Genomic DNA, 20,158 nt, shown 5'->3' on the forward strand with positions numbered 1-20,158 from the left:
CTCACCCGGTATATTCATTCTTTTGTCCGGATGATTGAATAATAAGTGCGAGTGGGATACTAGGTTGCAGTAAACCCCGGCGAGTTGGTTATACTGCGTTATTTGCAGGCCCTTTTCAACGCTTCTCAACGCTTCAGGACAACAGGTAACGGATGTCGCCCTCATCAACGAAACCACAGGCTGTCGCTCCCTCCCGAAAGGTGGTTTCAGAAAGGATTACCCAGGTTCTGTCCGGGATCCGGGTGCCCGATCTGCCATACCCCGCCAGTAAGTCTTCTCCGGAGCAGGAACCGGACTGGCGTCCCTTATTGATGTCCTGCTGGACGGAACAGCGGGATGAGCGGGTAACCAAAGTGCTGCGTTCGGTTCAGATTGAGTGGACCGTCCGACAGGTGAATGCGGCCTACCTCTCCGACCGGATCATGGATGTCTTCCTGAAAACCTCAGGCCTGCATGCCGCCCTGGTGGGGCGCATAGCGCGCTTGCGGTTCTGGCTGGCATGGCAACTGGATTTGTGTGGTGCGGAGGTGTTCAGCGGGGTGCTTCTGGACTGGCTTGATAACCTTCAGGAATGGCGTGGCTGGAGTGATACCGGTGGTCGATCATCCCGCGTATTGCTGGATCAGCTTGATAGCCTGGTTATTACTGTATCCGGCAGCTTTGAGGCCGGCAGCCGCGATCCGCTGGAGCACTACTGCAGCCAATGGCTTGCCGATACCCGAAAGCGGGATGATCAGGTGGCGCGGCTCCGGGAACGGTTGTTGGAAACCGAGCAGGGGGCTTCACGCCAGCGTTTGTCAGATCAGGTGGCCAGGGCTCTGATTGGCCGCGCCTTGACGGGCCGTCAGCTACCACCGCCCATTACCCGCTTTATCCTGACCGACTGGCACAAGGTGTTGAAACAGAGTGTCTGGGCCGAAGGCGCGGACAGTGAAGTGCATCGGCACGCCAACAAATTACTGGAATGGCTGGTCTGGGTGGGAGACCCCCAGCTTTCTGATCGGGATCGTAACCGGTTGTACCACGTTGGGGAACAACTCGGCGACCGTGTGCGCGAAGTCTGGACTCGCGCTCTGGGTGAGGATGCTCCTGAACAGGCATTACACGAGATCCAGGCGGTAATTGTGGCTCGAATTCGAGGAGAGACACCAGAACTGGAGCCCGCGCTCGCCACCGGTTCAGATTTTGCCTGGGACAGCACCTGGCTGGCAAATGAGCCGGTCTCGGCCGACCACGCCAAACCTCTGGTCGGTCAGTGGTTTGTAGAGGGTGAAGGGGCAAGGGAACAGCGACGTTTTTTCTTTGCTTTGTTGTCTGATAGCGGGGAAGTGCTCTGGACCAATGGTGCCGGCGTTAAACTCGGGCTGCAGCCGTGGGTCGAGTTCCAGGCCGAGCTTGGCCGCGGCGCGCTCAGGCCGCTTCCGGAACCAACGGCCTTCGGTCAGGTACTTGCGGAAACCCTCGAAGTGCTATCGAAAGTCTGTGCCAGACAGCTGGAACAACGGGAAAAGGCGGCCAAGGAAGCCCGTGCCCGGGCCGAAGCGCTTCGGAAGGAACGGGAAGCGGCCGAGCAGCGCCGTCGGGAAGAAGAGCTCGCACGCCAGCAGGAACTTGAACGGGAGCGTGAAGAGGCGGAGCGCCAACGGGTGGCGGATGAGAAGGCGGAGCAGGAGCGTTTGCGAAAAGAGGCCGCGCTGGTGGCCACCAAACAGGTTGAGGGTATCGCTCTCGGTGGCTGGATTGTGCTTACTCAGGAAACCCGGGATGACGATCCTGTCCGGCTCAAGCTTGCCGTTAAGATTTCTGCCTCACGTAAATATGTGTTTGTGGATCGCCTGGGGCTCAATCGCCGGGAGTTTCTCCAGGACGAACTGGTTAACGGGATCGTGGAAGGCCGAATTCGTGTGCTCGGCAGTTCAGCCGAATTTGATGACACCCTTAGTCGTGTTGTCGGGCGTATCCGTGTTGGTCGGAACTGAGGTGAACGATGATCGATGATGATTATGGCTTCGGATTAGAGGACGAGTTGCCGTCAGGGAAAGACCTTCGTGAGGATTACCGTCTAACGGCGCGGGCGCGAGCCTGGATACTCCTGGAATCTCCCGAACCGGAGTCGGAGCCGTCGACACTGGATGGTGTATCCGGCAGGTTGGAATGTCAGGTGCGCGACATATCGGCCCGTGGAATCAGTCTGTTGTGCGAGGCATCGCTTAGTATCGGGTCGATTTTGGTTGCGGAAGTAAGTCTTGGGGAACACGCAGAGCACTTCCGGCTGAGTGTCGAGGTCATGTGGTGTCGCGAGGCTGAGTGGGGGTATCTGATTGGCGTCCGGGTACTTGAGTCAGATGAAACCGACTATCTGGACTGGATCGAGGCGGTTGCCAGAGCGCTCTCGGAAAGCTGAACGAAAAGAGCCGGCATCGCGCCGGCTCTTTTGCTATGGCTGACGTAAGGAACCTATCAGGCGTCCATCTCCGCCATGCCGGTGATGTTGAAACCACCGTCCACATACAGGATTTCACCGGTGATACCAGAGGCCAGGTCGGACGACATGAAGGCGGCGGCGTTGCCAACTTCTTCTGTGGTCACGTTACGACGCAAGGGGGCCTGCTTGGCGTTCTCGGCCAGCATGCGGCGGAAGCTCTTGATGCCCGAAGCGGCCAGAGTCTTGATCGGGCCCGCAGAAATACCGTTCACCCGGATGCCTTCCTTGCCCAGGCTGGCGGCCATATAACGTACGTTGGCTTCCAGGGATGCCTTCGCCAGTCCCATCACGTTGTAGTTCTGGAGCACCCGCTCGGCGCCCAGGTAGCTCAGGGTCAGCAGACTGCTGCCTTCGTGCATCATCTTGCGCGCGCCCTTGGCGAGGGCCACGAAACTGTATGAGCTGATATCGTGGGCAATCCGGAATCCGTCACGGGTGGTGACGTCCACGTAGTTTCCATCCAGCTCATGGGCCGGCGCATAACCAACCGCATGGATGATGATGTCGATGTTGTCCCAGTGTTTGCCCAGTTGCTCGAATACCTGGTCAATCTGCTCGTCGCTGGCGACGTCACAGGGGAAGGTCAGTTTGCTGCCCCACTGTTCCGCAAACTTCTCAACGCGGGACTGCAGTTTCTCGTTCTGATAGGTGAAGGCCATTTCGGCGCCTTCACGAGCGAAGGCCTCGGCAATGCCGTAGGCAATGGAATGTTTGCTGGCGACGCCAACAATCAGTGCTTTTTTGCCACTGAGGATTCCCATGGGTTTCTGCTCCCTGTGTTCCGTGGTTTCGGCGCATTATCCCCGACCTGTCAGGGCCGGGTAACGCTCAATTGGTCGTAGACTGATAGAAAAAAGCGGCATTCAGCAGTTCCCGGGTATACGGCTGTTGTGGTTCCCGGAAAATGGCCTCTGCATCGCCGTATTCCACAATCCGGCCTTGCCTGAGTACCAGCAGTTTGTGGCTGAGTGCGCGAACAACGGCCAGATCATGACTGATAAAGATGTAGCTTAGCCTATATCGGGCCTGAATTTCCCGTAAAAGCTCGATCACCTGCTTCTGTACCGTTCTGTCGAGGGCGGAGGTGGGTTCATCCAGAATCATCAGGTCTGGCTGGAGAACCAGCGCGCGTGCTATGGCAATACGCTGGCGCTGGCCGCCGGAGAATTCGTGTGGATACCGATGCCGTGCGTCCGGATCCAGCCCCACATCCTGAAGGGCCTGGATAACTCTGGCTTCGTGCTGCCCGGAACTCCCGGGCTCGTGGATTTCCAGTCCTTCACGGATGATTTCTTCAACGGACATCCGCGGGCTGAGGCTGCCAAACGGATCCTGGAAGACAATCTGAACGCGCCGGCGCCATGGCCGGAAAGCCTTCTGGGAAAGGGCGGACAGCTCGGTACCGCAGAGGCTGAACTTGCCTGTGCTCGGAGTGAGTTTCAACAAGGCGTGGCCCAGTGTGGTTTTGCCACTGCCACTTTCGCCGACAATACCGAGGGTTTCACCGGCACGCAGCTCGAAGCTGGCATCCTGTACCGCGTGGAAGCTTTCTTTTACCTTGCCCAGCAGGGTCTTGCGAATGGGGAAATGCACATTCACGTTGTCTACGGTCATCAGGGTTTCGGTGCCGTTGGCGGCAGGCAGAGGGTGCTCCGGTGGTTCCGCGTCAATGAGTTTACGGGTGTAGGTATGAGAGGGCGACCTGAACAGCGCTTCTGTCGCGCCTTGTTCGACCATTTTTCCCCGTTCCATCACCACCACGTAATCGGCATACCGGCGGACGATGCTCAGATCGTGGGTAATTAATAGCACTGCCATGCCCAGCTTCTGCTGCAATGATTTCAGCAACTCCAGCACCTGTTTCTGAACCGTCACATCCAGTGCCGTGGTGGGCTCATCCGCAATCAGCAGATCAGGTTCATTGGCCAGAGCCATGGCAATCATTACCCGCTGTTTTTGCCCACCCGATAATTGGTGTGGGTAGCTCGTCAGGCGGGTCTCCGGGGCCGGAATCCCGACCAGTTCCAGTAATTCCAGGCAGCGTTTCCGGGCCTGGGGGCCGCGCATGCCTTTGTGGAGTTCCAGGGTCTCACTGATCTGCTTTTCAACGGTATGCAACGGATTGAGCGAGGTCATCGGCTCCTGGAAGATCATGCTGATGTGCCGGCCACGAATCTGACGGAGGCGCTTTTCCTGAGCCTGCAGCAAGTCTTCGCCCTTGTAGAGGATCTGTCCGGCGGGATAAGCCGCATGGCGTTCATCCAGCAGCCGAAGTATTGACAGGGCAGATACCGACTTGCCGGAGCCGCTTTCGCCAACCAGCGCGAGAGTCTGGCCTTTGTCGATGCTGAACGACAGCCCGTCAACCACCCGTGGGCCGTTGTCGAAGGTGATGGACAGGTCCGAGATGGAAAGCAGGTTACTCATATCAGTTCTTTCTCGGGTCAAAGGCATCGCGCACCGCTTCACCCACAAACACCAGCAGCGTGAGCATGACGGCCAGTGACACAAACGCGGAAATGCCCAGCCAGGGTGCATGGAGGTTGGCTTTGCCCTGGGCAATCAGCTCGCCCAGCGACGGTGAACCCGAGGGCAGGCCGAACCCCAGGAAATCCAGAGACGTGAGCCCGGTTATGGCGCCGGTGAGAATAAATGGCATGAACGTGAGGGTTGCCACCATGGCGTTGGGCAAAATGTGCCGGAACATGATTCTGCGATTGTCCAGGCCGAGTGCTCTGGCGGCTTTCACATACTCGAAGTTACGGGCGCGGAGAAACTCAGCCCGCACGACATCCACCAACCCCATCCAGCTGAACAGTAGCATGATGCCCAGCAACCACCAGAAATTGGGCTGAACAATCGAAGACAGAATGATGAGCAGGTACAACATGGGCAAACCGGACCAGATCTCGATAAAGCGCTGGCCAAACAGATCGATCTTGCCACCGTAGTAGCCCTGCAGTGCGCCAACGGCAACGCCAACGATGGAGCTGGCGATGGTGAGCGTCAGGCCGAACAACACCGAAATGCGAAAACCATAGATCACCCGGGCGGCCACATCCCGACCCTGATCGTCGGTTCCCAGCCAGTTCTCGGCACTGGGCGGCGCAGGCGAGGGAACAGTCAGGTCGTAGTTGATGGTGTTATAGCTGAAGCGAATCGGAGGCCAGAGCATCCAGCCATTGCTTTCGATTTCGCCCGCTATGAAGTCATCGCGATAATCGGCTTCCGTGGGCAGAAACCCACCAAAGGTTTCTTCGGGCACCTGCTGAATGACGGGAAAGTACCAGTCGCCGTGATAGGAAACCACCAGGGGTTTATCGTTGGCGATCAGTTCGGCACATAGCGAAAGGCCAAACAGCACCAGGAAAATCCAGAGACTCCAGAAACCGCGCCGGTTGGCGGTAAAGTTATTGAGTCGTCTGCGCTGAATCGGAGAGAGGGTTGCCATGATTACGCACCCTCCCGGCTTTCAAAATCGATGCGCGGATCAACAGCGACATACGTGAGGTCGCTGATCAGCTTCATCACCAGCCCCATCAGCGTCAGGATGTAGAGAGTGCCGAAAATGACCGGATAATCCCGGTTGAGGGCGGCCTCAAAACCAAGCAGGCCGAGGCCGTCCAGCGAGAAGATTACCTCAATCAGCAACGAGCCGGTAAAGAACAGCGCCACCAGAACGCCGGGCATACTGGCAATGACAATCAGCATGGCATTACGGAACACATGGCCGTAAAGCACCTGCTTTTCTTCCAGGCCCTTGGCCCTGGCGGTGACCACATACTGCTTGCTGATTTCGTCCAGAAACGAGTTCTTGGTCAGCAGCGTGAGGGTAGCGAACCCGCCGATCACGTTTGCGGTTACTGGCAGGGCGAGATGCCAGAAATAATCAGCAACCTTCTGGTACCAGGTCATCTCGTCAAAACCCGGCGAGGTCATGCCCCGGAGCGGGAACAGATCGAAATAGCTACCGCCGGCAAACAGTACGATCAGCAGGATGGCAAACAGGAATCCGGGAATGGCGTAGCCGACCACGATCGCGGAACTGGTCCAGACATCGAACCGGGAGCCATCAGTGACCGCCTTACGGATGCCCAGTGGAATGGAGACGAGGTAGATAATCAGCGTGGACCAGAGGCCGAGGGAAATGGAGACCGGCATCTTGTCCAGAATCAGTTCGACGACGCTTCTGTCCCGGAAAAAGGAATCGCCGAAATCGAAGGTGGCGTAATCGCCCAGCATTTTGAAAAAGCGTTCGTGCGCAGGCTTGTCGAAGCCGTACATGGCCTCAAGTTCTTCAAGAAGTTCGGGCGGCAGGCCCCGGGAGGCCCGGCTGTCTCCGGAACTGCTCGCCACTTCACTGCCGACATCGCCACCACCGGCTCGAGCCAGAGCGCTGCTGCCGTGGCCTTCCATCTCCGCGAGAATCTGTTCAATGGGGCCACCGGGAGCGGCCTGAACAATGACAAAATTCAACAGCATGATCCCCACCAGGGTGGGGATGATCAGGGCGAGGCGGCGGAGTATGTAAATGCCCATTCAGGGAGCAGTCCTTACTACAGCGTCGTGATAGCGAACGGTATCAGCGTTCACTCCACCAGTTGTTAAGGTCGATGCCGTTCTTGGGCGTGTTGGCCGGGCGTTTCAGGTGGTTCCAGTAGGCCACCCGATCCTTGCGCAAATGCCAGTGCGGGATCACGTAATGGCCATTCAGCAGCACACGATCCAGTGCGTGCACCCGGTGTACAAGCTCTTCCCGGTCCGGCGCCTGAATGACCATGTTGACCAGCTCATCGATGACAGGATCGCTAACGCCCATGAAATTGCGGGAGCCGGGTACATCGGCATTACTCGAGTGCCAGTAGTCCCGTTGTTCGTTGCCCGGAGAATCAGATTGAGGCAGCACCTGGGTGATCATGTCGAAATCAAAACTCCGAACCCGCTGAACATACTGGTTACTGTCGACCAGCCGCACCGACACATCGATACCCAACTTTCCAAGATTCTGTTTGAAGGGCAGAACCACTCGTTCAAAGCTTTTCTGGAACAGAAGGATCTCGAATGCCAGTGGTTTGCCAGTCTCCTGATGGACCATTTTGCCATTCTTGATCTGATACCCGGCTTCGGTCAGAAGTTTTAGTGCGGTACGCAGATTGTCCCGCAGGCTGACGCCTTTACCGGTATCCGGTGGGACATAGGCCTCTGTGAAAACGTCGGGGCTTAGTTGATCCCGATAGGCTTCAAGAATTTCAAGCTCTCGCCCTTCAGGCAAGCCCGACGAGGCAAGATCGCTGTTCTCAAAATAGCTGCTGGTGCGAGTGTACTGGCCAAAGAACAGGTTCTGGTTGGCCCACTGGAAATCAAAACCGTAGGCCAGCGCCTCCCGAACCAGGGGATCCTGAAACACCGGCTTGCGGGTATTGAAGATAAAGCCCTGCATGCCGGTGGGGCGGTGGTGCTCAATGGCTTCTTTCTCAATATCGCCGCTCTCGAACTGACGACCGGTATAGGCAGTGGCCCAGTTCTTGGCGGAGGTTTCCTGGCGGAAATGGAAATTACCGGCTTTGAAAGCCTCCAGGGCGACGGTGTCGTCGTTGTAGTACTCGTAGGAAATGGTGTCGAAGTTGAACCGGCCTTTGCGTACACCCAGATCTTGGGCCCAGTAGTCGTCGACTCTTTGATAGGTAACCGAACGGCCGGCATCAAAAGAGGCAATCCGGTAAGGGCCACTGCCCACCGGGATGGTCAGGCCGCTGCTTTCAAACTCCCGATCCTGCCAGAAATGTTCTGGCAGGACGGGCATCTGACCAAGAATCAGGGGTAGTTCCCGATTGTTGGTTTGCGCAAAGTCAAAGCGAATCCGGTGACTGTTTTCAATGGTCACCTTGTCTACATCCGCGTAGTAGTTGCGGTAAAACGGGTGACCTTCGGTGGTCAGAATCCGGTAGGAAAATTTCACGTCTTCAGCGGTGATTGGCTCGCCGTCCTGAAAGCGGGCATCTTTCTTGAGGTTAAAGATGACGAAGCTGCGGTCTTCCGGCACTTCAACGGATTCGGCAATCAGCCCGTACTCGGAAAACGGCTCGTCGGCAGAGGACTCCAGAAGGGTATCGTACACGTAGGCGTTAATACCCGCCGCAGAGATACCGCGGATGACAAAGGGGTTAAAGCTGTCGAAGCCGTTGGCAACCACGGATAACTTCAGTTCGCCGCCTTTCGGGGCCTCCGGGTTGACGTAGTCGAAGTGACTGAAATCCGCAGGGTACTTCAGTTCACCGTGCATGGCGATGCCATGCACAGGAGTGGGGTTTTCGGTGACGCCTTCATCGGCTGAGGCGAAACAGGCAGACGCTGCCAGAGCCAGCGTCGCGGTAATTCTGGTCAGCAAGGGTGCTTCTGGTTTTTTTGTCATGGTTCTCGCACGTTACGGACTGTTTCTTATGTCCACGTAGAGTACCAGACTTTGGCCGGGTTGGAGATAACGGTCCGTATTAAGATCGTTCCATGATGCGATGTCACGCACATTCACCGAAAACCGGCTGGCGATGGCGGACAGGGAGTCGCCGCTGCGAACCCGGTATCCCACCTTGCGCACCATGGCCTTGCCACGGGTATTCGAAGCTACCATGGTCGGCTTTGAAGTTTTCGACCAGATCACCAGTTCCTTGCCTGGAATCAGGGGGTCTCCCGGTGCCATGCCATTCCAGGCAGCCACTTCCCGAACCGAAACCCGGTGCTCCCTGGCGATATCCCAGAAGGTATCGCCCCGGCGCACGGTGTACCGCACCTTGTTGCCGCTGCGCTTGCGATCCTGCGTTCGCTCCAGTCGCTGGGCCTGGCTTAGGGCATAGGCGTCGGAGCCCTTGGTGGAGGACGGAATCAGCAGTTGCTGGCCGATCCGGATCAGGTCACTGTTGAGCTTGTTGACCTGCTGAATGACCGATGGGGTAGTGGAGAACTTGCGGGCAATGGTGTTCAGGCTGTCACCCTTGCGGACTTTATAATTCTGCCAGGATACACGCTGTTCGCTTGGGAACTCTGCCAGTGCGGTTTGGAATGCCTCGGCCTGTTGCTTGGGTACCAGCAAGCGATGGGGGCCATCCGGATTGGTTGCCCAGCGATTGTAGGACGGGTTCAGCAGATAGATTTCATCAATATCCACGCCGGCTAATTCTGCGGCCTGGGCCAGATCCAGCTGGGAGCCGGTATCCACCACTTCGAAATACGGTTCGTCTTTTAATGGTGGCAGGTCGATACCGTAGGCTTTCGGATCGTCGAAAATTTTTGCCAGGGCAATCAGTTTGGGCACATAGTGGCGGGTCTCCGTCGGTAATGTCAGAGACCAGTAATCTGTGGATTTTCCGGCGTTGCGGTTACGACGCATGGCGCTGGATACGGTCCCGCCCCCGGAATTATAAGCGGCCAGGGCCAGGGTGTAATCGCCATCGAACCGGTTGGCCAGGCGCTCCAGGTAAGTCAGGGCAGCATCGGTAGCCGCAATCACGTCCCGTCGGTCATCATGCCACCAGCTTTGGGTCAGCCCGAAGTATTTGCCGGTAGACGGGATGAACTGCCAAAGCCCGGCAGCGCGACCGTGGGAGTAGGCAAAAGGATCAAAGGCGCTTTCTACCACTGGCAACAGAGCCAGTTCGCTGGGCAGGCCGCGTTTTTCGGTTTCATTGATAATGTAATGCAGGTACCGGGAGCCTCTTTCCACCACGCGATCGATGTAACGGGGGTGGCGCACGTACCAGTCCAATTGAGCCTGTACCCTGGCATTGTCGACGGAGTGATCCATGGTGAAACCGGCGCGAAGTCGTGACCACAGATCGTCTGTTCTGGTGGATGCGTCGGATTGCCGGGCGGGATTGTCCAGTTTTTCCCGAGCTTGCTGGGCCTTGGCCTGAAGTTCCGGGGAGATGGCGTCATCTAATGGTGCCCCGCTGGCACTGTCCTCTCCATTGCCGGCAGCGACGTCAGCCTTGAGGTCCTCATCGCCCTTGGCAACAACCACTTGCTGTGAGTCCAGGGGGTCTTTTTGCTGATTCTCTTCCTCGGTCCCGAACCAGGCTGAGGGTGTATGCCAGTTTTCGGCGATCTGGCTGGTACTGCAGCCGCTGAAAAGGGTCGTGGCGAGAAGGATGAAGGGCAGTCGTTTTACCGGCATAAACACAGGGTTCCGGGTGAAGCCGGCGGGTATCTGTAAAAATAGCCGGCATATTTAACAGGTTACGTTCGATAATTGCTCGAAATTCTATGGGAGCGTTTTCCGGGCGGTCAAGCTGAGCCATGTTACGGCTGTGAGATAAATTGTTAAGCAGTGACCGCCCGCACGCTCAGAAGTTATCCTTGCCGTGCCGCACGGCCGCAAAAACCGCACAATCCGAGCCGGTGGCAAGGCGGTGTGTGGTGCTGTAATTCTCGGCGGCCTCTATGACCATGGCATCATCCCACCGAAGGAATGGATTCAGCTGTTTCTCCTGGCCAATCGTGGTCGGCACGGTTGGCTTACCCCGTTCCCGAAGGTCTTTGCAGGCGTTCTCAAACTCGGCCAGCGCCTTGTCTTCGGGTAGCCAGTGACGGGCGAAGCGAAGGTTTGCCAAGGTGTATTCATGAGCACAGTATACTGCAGTGTCATCCGGAAGGTCCCGCAGGGTCTGGAGCGAGGTGTGCATCTGCTCCGGCGTGCCTTCGAACAGTCGTCCGCAGCCGCAGACAAACAGGGTGTCGCCGCAGAACAGAACGGGTTTGTCATTTACCTGGGTGTCGCTGTAATAGGCAATATGATCGAGTGTATGGCCGGGAACTGCCAGGACATCGAACGTGATGCCTTCCCAGACGACTTCATCGCCGGCATGGACCGTGTTTGTGGCACCCTTGAAGGGCGAATCCGTCGGGCCAACAATACGGATGTCCGGATACTGTTGCTGAAGCTCTTCCACGCCGCCGGTGTGATCCGGGTGGTGATGGGTGATCAGGATGGTGTCTGCTGAGAAACCGCTGTCACTGAGATAGTCCAGTACAGGCTTCGCCTGGCCGGGATCGACTATCAGGGTCTTGCCGGACTCAAGGTTGGTAAGGCACCAGATATAGTTGTCTGAGAATGCCGGAACCGGATGAATGCGCAAGGTGGCCACCCCATGTGTTCAATGAATGTGCCTGTTATGATAATGCAACAACGAGTACAGCCCAAGGAGCGGCAGGTTACGCGAGCAATCAAGCCTTTAGTGGATCGGGTAGGGGAGCCAGCGTGACAGCCAGCGGCGTGATTGACTATTCAGCACGACATGAGAGTTTTGAACGTTGGGTGCAGACCCCCCTTGGCCGCTCTCTGCTGGCCAGCCAGAGAGCAGTACTTGATAAGGAACTGCAAGGCCTTACCGGGGCAAGACAACTTCAGGTTGGCCTGAGTCACCGATTGCCTTTGGCGAGCGGTACCGATTTTGCCCAGAAGATTATTACCTGCCCGGCCTGGCATGCCCATATGCCGGAGGGCGTGGCGGTTTGTGACGCCGACGAGTTGCCGTTTCCCGGTGATTCCATGGATCTTGTGATCCTTCATCATACGGCCGACTTTTCCCCGGATCCGCACCAGGTGCTTCGCGAGTCCGCCCGTGTATTGCGAGGTGAGGGGCGCATCGCTCTGGTTGGGTTCAACCCGCTCAGTCTCTGGGGCGCACGCAGACTGGTTTCCCGCCATCGGTTTGGCCCCTGGGGTGGTCGGTTCCTGATGCGATCACGAATGGAGGACTGGCTCAGATTGCTGGGGTTCGAGCTGGAAAACAGTGGCACCTATTTCTGTACGCTTCCGTTGCAGCGAAAACACGGGGCATCCGGAAGACGGCAGCGTTTGGCCGCCAGTAGCCGCCCTCATTTACTGCCCACTGGCGCCTATTACTGTATCCTTGCCCGCAAACGCGAATACGCCCGGATCCGGACCAGAGCATCCTGGCGCAAGAGCAAGGTAATTGCTTTGCCCGGAACGGTGGGGGTATCCAGTGGCTGTGCCAGCCATAGCTCAGGCAGGGTGGACAGGCGTAGAACAGAACAGGAGCAGTAATGGCTGGTAAGGTAGTGATGTATACCGACGGAGCCTGTAAAGGTAACCCGGGCCCCGGGGGGTGGGGTGTCGTATTGCGCTATGGCGATGCGTGCAAGACCATGCACGGTGGTGAGTTGCAGACCACGAATAACCGGATGGAACTGATGGCGGCCATTCGAGGCTTGAGGGAGCTTAAGCGCGCTTGCCAGGTGGAGTTGTATACGGACTCACAATACGTGCGCAAGGGCATTACCGAATGGATGAGCGGCTGGAAGCGCAATGGCTGGAAAACCTCGGCAAAGAAACCGGTCAAGAATGCGGATCTGTGGCAGGAGCTCGATGCTGAAACTGCCAGGCACACCGTTAACTGGCATTGGGTGAAGGGTCATTCAGGGCATCCTGATAACGAGTTGGCGGATGAGTTGGCCAACCGCGGAGTCCGCGAACTGAACGGGGCCTGAACCCTGGCCCCTGGAAAACCGATTAATGAGCAGTGAGTGAGAGCGCAGTTGCATGAGACAGATCGTACTGGATACCGAAACCACGGGTATTGATCCGAACGAAGGTCACCGCATTATCGAAATTGGTTGCGTGGAAGTGATCGAGCGCGAGCTGACCGGTCGCAACTATCACGTATACATTAACCCTGAGCGGGAGGTAGAAGCGGAGGCTATCACCGTTCACGGTATCACCAATGAATTTCTGGCCGACAAGCCAAAATTTGCGGAGGTTGCCGACGAGTTCTTTGAGTTCATCAAGGGCGCAGAGCTGGTCATCCATAACGCCGCGTTCGACGTGGGCTTCATGGACTCCGAATTCGCCCGCCTGAAACCGGTTCGGAAAACAGCAGACCACTGCGGCATTGTCGATTCACTGGCCATTGCCAGGAAAAAGCACCCGGGCCAGAAAAACAATCTCGACGCCCTGTGCAAGCGCTATGGAGTGGATAACTCCAACCGTGACCTTCACGGGGCATTGCTGGACGCCGAGATACTGGCAGACGTCTATCTGTTGATGACCGGCGGTCAGACCGCGCTGTCCCTGGATGCCGGCTCCGGCGATGAAGGTGGCGATGGCGGTATTCGCCGGATCTCCGGTGAGCGCGCGCCGTTGGCGGTGGTTCGGGCCACGAATGATGAAGCCTCTGCCCATGATGAGTTCATGGCGATGATGGAGAAGCAGGCCGGCGAAACGGTGTGGTCCCGGTTGCAGGCAACAGAATGAGAACCACGTTCAGCTGTACCATTTGTTACATTCCGGCTTTCTTGAGCTACTTGAGTTTTGTGTTATAAGTAATGATAAGTTCGCCAGTTTTTTGCGAACCGTTCAGGTATGGGCAAGGGCTGCCTCGCTGAACAGGAAGGACCTGCCCGTATGCAGGCTGCAGTTCATGAACAGGATGCGGTAGTCTCCGCAAATTAACAGGAAGCGTTTATGGTTCAATCGTCTCTGGCGACGAAATCGCAGTCGTTTGATCTGGTCAAAAGTGAAATCGAACAGACCATCAAGCAGGCAGAATCCAGCCTTGAGCGCTTTCAGGAAAACCGCGAGAGCGGGGAAGATCTGCAGAACTGTGTTGATTACCTGAACCAGCTTCGGGGAATCTTCATTCTGGTGGAGTTCCGGGGCGGAACCCTGCTTTGCCAGGAAGCGGTTAATCTCGCCAATGATGTGCCGGTTGGTGCCAACGATGACAAGAATATACTGCTGACAGCACTTAACAGCGCGCTGTTCATTCTCCGCCGTTACGTCGAGTACTACCATCAGCAACGTGAAGATCATCCCGAGCTGCTGCTGCCCGTGATCAATGATCTGCGTGAAGCCCGTCGTGAGAAACCTTATCCCGAATCCTGCTTCTTCGATATCGACATCAAGGAGCGCCCGGACTTTTGCAGCGATCTGGGGCTGAGGCCCATGGATGATGCGGAGTCTGAATACGAAATCCTGGCCCGTCGCATGCGCCTGACCTTCCAGGTGGCACTGCTCGGCATTCTCCGCGAGCGCAACGAAGCGGTTAGCAAAAAACTCATTGCCAGGGCTGCCCGTGGTCTCGCACGACTGTGTCAGGGAGCGCCTATGGGGCAGATGTGGTGCCTGCTGGCGTTGGTCTCCGATACCATGCTGGATCGCGCCATGGGCTTTAACAAGGCCCGCAAACGTCTGCTGATGCGGATCGAGAAATACGCGCGGGAAGTGGTGTATGTCGGCAAGGTAGCTACCGCCAAGGACGCCCCCGAATCGCTGATCAAAGACCTCGTCTATCTGCTTTACCGCAGTGGCTCAGCCAACCCTGAGGTGACGCGGGTACTCTCTGCTTATCAGCTCGGTCCTGCCGAATTCCCGGATGCACTTCTTGAGGCTCATTCCCGGCGCCTCTATGGCCCTGGCACGGACGTGCTCAAATCCCTGTCTGAAGCCTTGCAGGAAGAACTTAATCAGCTGAAAGACAAGCTGGACATCATCGAGCGCGGAATAGAACCGGATCTGGCCGAACTTGCCTCGATTGCCGATACTCTGGAGCGTCTGGCCAATACCCTGGTGATGCTCGATCTGAACCGCCTGGCCGGTATTTCCCGTGAAGAAGCTGCCAAACTGCGTCAATGGGAAGAGGAAAACCGCTTGCCGGCGGAGGAAGAGCTCTATCGTCTGGCGGATTCCGTGCTGGGGGTAGAGGATGCCGTCATGCAGATTGTGACCCGTGGCATTACCTCAGAGACCGATGCCCTTGCTGGTGCAGACCGGAGCCGGGACGAATCCGTGTACCTGCAGGAAGCCATCTGGGTTGTGGCGGATGAGGCCCGTAGTGCGTTGACCCTTGCCAAGCGAGCGATCACAGCATTTATCGAATCCGATTACGACAAGCTTCATCTGGCCAATCTGCCGGGGACACTGCGCAGTATCTGGGGTGGCTTGCGAATGGTGGACGACCCGATCGCAGCGGACGTCATTGCCAGGGTCGCGACGTCTATTCAGGAGCGCCTGCTGGATGCGCGCGAAGCCCCTGCGTCACAGGTTCTGGAAGCGCTGGCGGATGCTCTCACCTCGCTCGAGTACTACATTGAAGGCGTCGGTCGGCGGGAAGACCGGAATGTAGACCTGCTCAAGCTGGCCCAGAGTTCTCTGGATGACGTCGGTCTGTAGACGCCAGGGTGGCCTGAATTTTTGAATGGCATAAAAAAACCTGCGGTTTGCGCAGGTTTTTTTTGTCGCTGGTGTTTAACCGGGCTTAGCCCATGTTGAACAGCTCGCCCAGCTTGGTTGCCAGCATCATGTCGCCTTCGGCGCGCAGCTGGCCAGCCATGAACGCCTGCATGCCGTCGGTCTCGCCAGAGACGATACCCTGCAGGGTTTCAGAGTTCATGATCAGGGTAACAGAAGGATCGTCGTGTGCGCCTTCGTGCAGCTTGCAGGTGCCGTCATTGATCACGAGGTGGTAAGTCTTGTCGTCTTCGATGTCGAACTGGAATACCAGGTCCAGGCCCTGTGCTGCGTCTGCGTTGAAGTTCTGTTCGAGTTTTTCAAATACCTGAGCTACAGACATTGTTTTACCCTTTTTGATGGTTGTCTTGTCATGGTGGTGACGACTAGTGATCCCCGGCAACGGCAGCCTGTAAAGCAACCGGGGTAGCGCCAACCTCGCAATCCGACTTTATGGTTAGAGCCGGTTCGTGTCAAGCTTGATCGAACGCTTGTTTTAATTTTATCGCGGGCTTATCAGGCCAGTGCCGAGGCGGTACACTTCAAGGTTTGCAAATACGTGTGGAGACTGCATTTTGGAATTTCTGACCGAATACGGCCTGTTCCTCGCCAAGGTGGCGACTTTCGTGGTGGCGGCGATTGTGCTCGTGTCCATCATTGTCTCGGCAACCCAGAAAGACCGGGACGATCACGAAGGTGAGGGTGAGCTGAAAATACGCAAGCTGAACGATCAGTATCGCCGGCTCAGAGAGTCAATCCAGGCCAGGTTGATGACAGACCAGGAACGAAAGGCCTGGCAGAAGAAAAAGAAAAAAGAGGACAAGGCTGAAAAGAAAGCCGCGAAGAAGCAGCCAGAACCTGACGCCACCGAAGAGAAAACGGCGCGGGTTTACGTGCTCGATTTCGACGGTGACATTAAAGCCAGCGATACCGATACCCTGCGGCGTTCAGTGTCGGCGGTTCTGAGTGTTGCCAATCCGGAAACGGACGAAGTGGTTATCCGCCTGGAGAGCGGCGGTGGTCTGGTTCACGCCTATGGCCTGGCGGCAGCCCAGCTGGACCGGATTCGCAGCAAGGGCATCAAATTGACTGCTTGTGTGGACAAAGTTGCGGCCAGCGGCGGCTATATGATGGCCTGCGTGGCTGATCGCATTATTGCTTCGCCGTTTGCCGTGCTCGGTTCCATCGGGGTGGTGGCGCAACTCCCGAACTTCCACCGGTTCCTGAAAAAGAACGACGTTGACTTTGAGGTGCTCACCGCGGGTGAACACAAGCGAACGCTGACAATCTTTGGTGAGAATACCGATAAGGGACGCCAGAAATTCCTCGAAGACCTGGAGGATACCCATGTCCTGTTCAAGGAGTATGTGAGTGAGCGGCGTCCGGATCTGGATATTCAGGCGGTGGCCAATGGAGATATCTGGTTCGGCAAGCGCGCGCTGGACGTGAAGCTGATCGATGAGATCAAAACGTCTGACGAATACCTGATTGAGGCTTGTGAGCGGGGAGACGTGATCTCAGTGTCTTTCCAGCGCAAACGTACACTGCCGGAAAAGCTCGGATTGGCTACCAGCGCGGCGCTCGAACATACCGTCTGGAAAGTGTTGAGTGCGTTTCGGAATCAAAAAATGCAGTAAGCCAGAACTGAACACCAGCGCATGAAGACTCATGCGCTGGTGATTGGTCTCAGGAGGCCCGGCGGCGGAACAGGGGCTGATCCGTGTCGGTCGCAGCCTGGTAGGTCTGGGTGAAAAAGCTCAGGCACTTTGGTGCCTTCGCAATGTCCTTGTCAGCGCGCAGCACGTAGCTGTCAAAGCCACAACGCTTCATGAACTGAAGCTGGTCGAGCAGCACATCGCCAATGGCTCGCAGTTCGCCGCGGTAACCGAACCGTTCACGCAGCAAGCGGCCAATGCTGTAACCGCGACCATCGACAAAGCGCGGGAAATTCACCGCAATTAGCGGCAGCTCATTGACTCTCTCACCCAACAGTTCCGGCTCGTCGTGGCTATCAAACCAGACACCTACGGAGGGGTTTCCGGCAAAGTGCTCATGGCCGGCCAGCCACAGATCCGCAGGAATCAATGCGGGGTTATCCTCGGGAATATCCATGGATTCACCCGCCGCAGGACGGGGTACCACGACCCAGTCGTCATTACGAATCGTGCCGTCAGCGGCAACTACATCAGGCATATACCCGCTCCTTGAAAGGTTCCAGACCGACCCGGCGATAGGTGTCCAGGAAGGTTTCTTCTTCTGTCCGGTTTTCCACGTAAACATTGATCAGCTTGCTGATCACTTCAGGCATCTCCTCGCGCGCGAAGGAGGGCCCCAGGATCTTGCCGATGGTGGCATCATGGTGTGAAGACCCGCCCAGACTGATCTGGTAGAACTCCTCGCCTTTCTTGTCGACGCCCAGAACACCAATATTGCCCACATGGTGGTGGCCACAGGCGTTCATGCAGCCTGAAATGTTCAGGTCGATGGGGCCGAGGTCGTACAGGAAGTCCAGGTCATCAAAACGACGCTGGATTGCTTCAGCCACAGGAATCGACTTGGCGTTGGCCAGGGCGCAGAAATCGCCGCCGGGGCAGCAGATAACGTCGTTCAGTGTGTTCAGGTTCGCCGTTGCGAAGCCCAAAGGTACAAGCTTTTGCCAGAGCTCAAACAGTCGATCCTGGCGGACGTCTGCCAACACCACATTCTGTTCGTGGGTGGCCCGGGCTTCACCGTAGCTGTAATCATCCGCAAGGTCGGCAATCTGCTCCAACTGGAAGTCGGTGACATCCCCCGGGGGCGTACCGGTCTTCTTGAGCGTCAGGGTTACAATAGCGTAGCCCGGCTTTTTGTGACTGTTGACGTTGTGGGTCAACCACTTGTCAAACTCACGGTTCTCGAAGCGCTGTGTCGCCAGCAGGTCGGTAGCATTGTCCAGTGCTTCGTATGCCGGCTCGGTAAAGTAGCCCTGGAATTTGCTCACTACCTCCGGCGTCAGTTGGGAAGGTGAGTCCTTGATGTGGGCCCACTCTGCTTCAACTTTTTCGGCAAAGCCCTCAGGGCTCAGCGCCTTGACCAGAATTTTGATGCGCGCCTTGAACTTGTTGTCCCGGCGGCCGTAACGGTTGTAAACCCGGACAATGGCTTCCAGGTAAGTCAGCAGATCCAGCTCCGGCAGGAAGTCGCGGATGACCGGGCCAACCATGGGGGTACGACCAAGTCCGCCACCAACGTGAACCCGGAAGCCAAGTTCCCCCTGGTCGTTGCGCACCAGCTGCAAGCCGATGTCATGAACCCGGATAGCTGCCCGATCCGTATGCTCGGAGGCATTCACGGCAATCTTGAATTTACGTGGCAAAAACGCAAACTCCGGGTGGAACGTCGACCACTGGCGAATAATCTCGCAATAGGGGCGTGGGTCAGCGATTTCGTCCACCTGGACACCGGAGAACGGGTCCGTGGTGGTGTTCCGGATGCAGTTACCGCTGGTCTGATTTGCGTGCATTTCCACTTCCGCCAGCTCAGCCAGAATATCGGGCACGTCTTCCAGGTTCGGCCAGTTCAGCTGGATGTTGGTGCGGGTGGTGAAATGAGCGTAGCCTTTATCATAGTCCCGGGTTACGCGTGCCAAGCGGCGGAGCTGCTCGGAGCGAAGCATGCCGTAAGGGATACAGATACGGAGCATGGGTGCGAGACGCTGAACATACAGCCCGTTCTGCAGTCGAAGTGGAAGGAATTCCTCTTCAGACAGCTCACCAGCAAGGGCGCGCTCGGTCTGGTCACGGAATTGGGCAACACGCTCTGCGGCTATCTGCCGGTCGTGCTCATCATAAACGTACATAGTGGAACGTCCTGCCTGCTACATCAGAAGAGCTAAAATTTACGGCCGGGTTTCATGGACCGGGCCTTATTCCTGCGAGGCAGGATACCATCGTGTTTTTATTCTCAAAATGATTATTTCAACATAACATTATCGATTCAGGTGATAAGTGATCGACGCCGGAACTGGACGAATGTCAATTTGCTGCTTTACTTGATCGGGAAAGCCAGAAAAACAACAACTTCGGGTAGGAAGGAGGAAGTGCCATGAAAAAATCCGTGCAATCAGACAGCCAGGCCGATGCAGTGGCGGCGGTATTGCTCGTGCTGCTGGCAGTTGCTTTTGCGGTGGTCTGGGTATCCGGGCAGTAGGTTACTGCCCGGCCAACACCAGTTTCACCACGATGATCAGCCCGCCCACAAACGCAACGGTAAACAGAACGCCTGCAACGATATAGGGCAGCGGGCTGTGGTGTGAAAAGTCTTCCTGGCGACGCTTGTCAGACTGCACACCGAAAGCGCCGGCAAGGATGCTTTGCATGATCTTCAGAACCCCCGGACTGCGGGGGCGTTCGTTGTTATTGTTGTTTTCGGTCACGTCATTCATGGAATACGCC

The 20,158-nt window shown here is 56.7% G+C and carries 18 protein-coding genes; 7 read left to right on the top strand and 11 right to left on the bottom strand.

Features of this window, described 5'->3' with window-relative positions; translation table 11 throughout:
• Positions 1-152 precede the first annotated feature (152 nt).
• Together MARHY_RS08365 and MARHY_RS08370 are read left to right on the top strand one after the other, a co-directional pair.
• Positions 153-1,979, top strand: a complete 1,827-nt coding sequence (locus MARHY_RS08365; protein WP_014421391.1) for a DUF1631 family protein — start codon at positions 153-155, stop codon at positions 1,977-1,979.
• A gap of 8 nt (positions 1,980-1,987) precedes the next feature.
• The gene (locus tag MARHY_RS08370; protein ID WP_014421392.1) at positions 1,988-2,404 is read left to right on the top strand and encodes a PilZ domain-containing protein; all 417 of its coding nucleotides are present in this window, start codon (positions 1,988-1,990) and stop codon (positions 2,402-2,404) included.
• A 56-nt stretch (positions 2,405-2,460) separates the two neighbouring features.
• Here MARHY_RS08370 and MARHY_RS08375 read toward each other — a convergent pair whose 3' ends face one another.
• The 7 genes from MARHY_RS08375 to gloB all read right to left on the bottom strand — a co-directional run bounded on the left by MARHY_RS08375 (position 2,461) and on the right by gloB (position 11,613).
• On the bottom strand, positions 2,461-3,246 hold the full coding sequence (locus MARHY_RS08375; protein WP_014421393.1) for an enoyl-ACP reductase FabI: 786 nt from the start codon (positions 3,244-3,246) through the stop codon (positions 2,461-2,463).
• A gap of 67 nt (positions 3,247-3,313) precedes the next feature.
• Positions 3,314-4,912: an ABC transporter ATP-binding protein gene (locus MARHY_RS08380; protein WP_014421394.1), complete on the bottom strand. Its 1,599-nt coding sequence runs from the start codon at positions 4,910-4,912 to the stop codon at positions 3,314-3,316.
• Position 4,913: 1 nt separating this feature from the next.
• On the bottom strand, positions 4,914-5,936 hold the full coding sequence (locus MARHY_RS08385) for an ABC transporter permease (protein ID WP_011785026.1): 1,023 nt from the start codon (positions 5,934-5,936) through the stop codon (positions 4,914-4,916).
• Between the two features lie 2 nt (positions 5,937-5,938).
• The gene (locus MARHY_RS08390; protein ID WP_014421395.1) at positions 5,939-7,024 is read right to left on the bottom strand and encodes a microcin C ABC transporter permease YejB; all 1,086 of its coding nucleotides are present in this window, start codon (positions 7,022-7,024) and stop codon (positions 5,939-5,941) included.
• A 43-nt stretch (positions 7,025-7,067) separates the two neighbouring features.
• Positions 7,068-8,897, bottom strand: a complete 1,830-nt coding sequence (locus tag MARHY_RS08395; protein WP_041654694.1) for an extracellular solute-binding protein — start codon at positions 8,895-8,897, stop codon at positions 7,068-7,070.
• A 12-nt stretch (positions 8,898-8,909) separates the two neighbouring features.
• The gene (locus MARHY_RS08400; protein ID WP_014421397.1) at positions 8,910-10,652 is read right to left on the bottom strand and encodes a LysM peptidoglycan-binding domain-containing protein; all 1,743 of its coding nucleotides are present in this window, start codon (positions 10,650-10,652) and stop codon (positions 8,910-8,912) included.
• A gap of 169 nt (positions 10,653-10,821) precedes the next feature.
• Positions 10,822-11,613: a hydroxyacylglutathione hydrolase gene (gloB, locus tag MARHY_RS08405; RefSeq protein WP_014421399.1), complete on the bottom strand. Its 792-nt coding sequence runs from the start codon at positions 11,611-11,613 to the stop codon at positions 10,822-10,824.
• 122 nt (positions 11,614-11,735) lie between these two features.
• On the opposite strand from gloB, the gene MARHY_RS08410 reads away from it, so the two are divergent.
• The 4 genes from MARHY_RS08410 (at position 11,736) to MARHY_RS08425 (ending at position 15,668) form a co-directional block, all read left to right on the top strand.
• On the top strand, positions 11,736-12,545 hold the full coding sequence (locus MARHY_RS08410) for a class I SAM-dependent methyltransferase (RefSeq protein WP_014421400.1): 810 nt from the start codon (positions 11,736-11,738) through the stop codon (positions 12,543-12,545).
• Positions 12,545-12,988, top strand: a complete 444-nt coding sequence (rnhA, locus tag MARHY_RS08415; protein WP_011785020.1) for a ribonuclease HI — start codon at positions 12,545-12,547, stop codon at positions 12,986-12,988. The genes MARHY_RS08410 and rnhA overlap by 1 nt, the downstream gene beginning before the upstream one ends.
• Before the next feature lie 52 nt (positions 12,989-13,040).
• Entirely contained in the window at positions 13,041-13,751 is a 711-nt protein-coding gene (dnaQ, locus tag MARHY_RS08420) for a DNA polymerase III subunit epsilon (protein ID WP_014421401.1), read from the top strand.
• Positions 13,752-13,961: 210 nt separating this feature from the next.
• The gene (locus tag MARHY_RS08425) at positions 13,962-15,668 is read left to right on the top strand and encodes a FimL-related protein (protein ID WP_014421402.1); all 1,707 of its coding nucleotides are present in this window, start codon (positions 13,962-13,964) and stop codon (positions 15,666-15,668) included.
• 85 nt (positions 15,669-15,753) lie between these two features.
• Here MARHY_RS08425 and MARHY_RS08430 read toward each other — a convergent pair whose 3' ends face one another.
• A complete protein-coding gene (locus MARHY_RS08430; RefSeq protein WP_011785017.1) occupies positions 15,754-16,068 on the bottom strand; it encodes an SCP2 sterol-binding domain-containing protein in 315 nt (104 codons plus the stop codon).
• 232 nt (positions 16,069-16,300) lie between these two features.
• On the opposite strand from MARHY_RS08430, the gene sohB reads away from it, so the two are divergent.
• Positions 16,301-17,362: a protease SohB gene (gene sohB, locus MARHY_RS08435; RefSeq protein WP_014421403.1), complete on the top strand. Its 1,062-nt coding sequence runs from the start codon at positions 16,301-16,303 to the stop codon at positions 17,360-17,362.
• Between the two features lie 49 nt (positions 17,363-17,411).
• On the opposite strand, the gene MARHY_RS08440 is transcribed toward sohB, so the two are convergent.
• The 3 genes from MARHY_RS08440 to MARHY_RS08450 all read right to left on the bottom strand — a co-directional run bounded on the left by MARHY_RS08440 (position 17,412) and on the right by MARHY_RS08450 (position 20,148).
• Positions 17,412-17,918 (bottom strand): DUF934 domain-containing protein, encoded by a 507-nt coding sequence (locus MARHY_RS08440; protein ID WP_014421404.1) that lies wholly within the window; start codon positions 17,916-17,918, stop codon positions 17,412-17,414.
• Positions 17,911-19,563 (bottom strand): nitrite/sulfite reductase, encoded by a 1,653-nt coding sequence (locus MARHY_RS08445; protein WP_014421405.1) that lies wholly within the window; start codon positions 19,561-19,563, stop codon positions 17,911-17,913. The genes MARHY_RS08440 and MARHY_RS08445 overlap by 8 nt, the downstream gene beginning before the upstream one ends.
• Before the next feature lie 351 nt (positions 19,564-19,914).
• Positions 19,915-20,148, bottom strand: a complete 234-nt coding sequence (locus MARHY_RS08450; protein WP_014421407.1) for a DUF2970 domain-containing protein — start codon at positions 20,146-20,148, stop codon at positions 19,915-19,917.
• Positions 20,149-20,158: the final 10 nt, after the last annotated feature.

The sequence above is a fragment of the Marinobacter nauticus ATCC 49840 genome (assembly GCF_000284615.1).
Taxonomy (GTDB): domain Bacteria; phylum Pseudomonadota; class Gammaproteobacteria; order Pseudomonadales; family Oleiphilaceae; genus Marinobacter; species Marinobacter nauticus.

Coding starts and splice junctions, on each gene's coding strand:
- MARHY_RS08375 (WP_014421393.1), bottom strand. CDS start 3,246: ATGGGAATCCTCAGTGGCAAAAAAGCACTGATTGTTGGCGTCGCCAGC.
- MARHY_RS08425 (WP_014421402.1), top strand. CDS start 13,962: ATGGTTCAATCGTCTCTGGCGACGAAATCGCAGTCGTTTGATCTGGTC.
- rnhA (WP_011785020.1), top strand. CDS start 12,545: ATGGCTGGTAAGGTAGTGATGTATACCGACGGAGCCTGTAAAGGTAAC.
- MARHY_RS08380 (WP_014421394.1), bottom strand. CDS start 4,912: ATGAGTAACCTGCTTTCCATCTCGGACCTGTCCATCACCTTCGACAAC.
- MARHY_RS08445 (WP_014421405.1), bottom strand. CDS start 19,563: ATGTACGTTTATGATGAGCACGACCGGCAGATAGCCGCAGAGCGTGTT.
- MARHY_RS08430 (WP_011785017.1), bottom strand. CDS start 16,068: ATGTCTGTAGCTCAGGTATTTGAAAAACTCGAACAGAACTTCAACGCA.
- MARHY_RS08395 (WP_041654694.1), bottom strand. CDS start 8,897: ATGACAAAAAAACCAGAAGCACCCTTGCTGACCAGAATTACCGCGACG.
- MARHY_RS08390 (WP_014421395.1), bottom strand. CDS start 7,024: ATGGGCATTTACATACTCCGCCGCCTCGCCCTGATCATCCCCACCCTG.
- MARHY_RS08440 (WP_014421404.1), bottom strand. CDS start 17,918: ATGCCTGATGTAGTTGCCGCTGACGGCACGATTCGTAATGACGACTGG.
- MARHY_RS08365 (WP_014421391.1), top strand. CDS start 153: ATGTCGCCCTCATCAACGAAACCACAGGCTGTCGCTCCCTCCCGAAAG.
- dnaQ (WP_014421401.1), top strand. CDS start 13,041: ATGAGACAGATCGTACTGGATACCGAAACCACGGGTATTGATCCGAAC.
- MARHY_RS08370 (WP_014421392.1), top strand. CDS start 1,988: ATGATCGATGATGATTATGGCTTCGGATTAGAGGACGAGTTGCCGTCA.
- MARHY_RS08385 (WP_011785026.1), bottom strand. CDS start 5,936: ATGGCAACCCTCTCTCCGATTCAGCGCAGACGACTCAATAACTTTACC.
- MARHY_RS08450 (WP_014421407.1), bottom strand. CDS start 20,148: ATGAATGACGTGACCGAAAACAACAATAACAACGAACGCCCCCGCAGT.
- MARHY_RS08400 (WP_014421397.1), bottom strand. CDS start 10,652: ATGCCGGTAAAACGACTGCCCTTCATCCTTCTCGCCACGACCCTTTTC.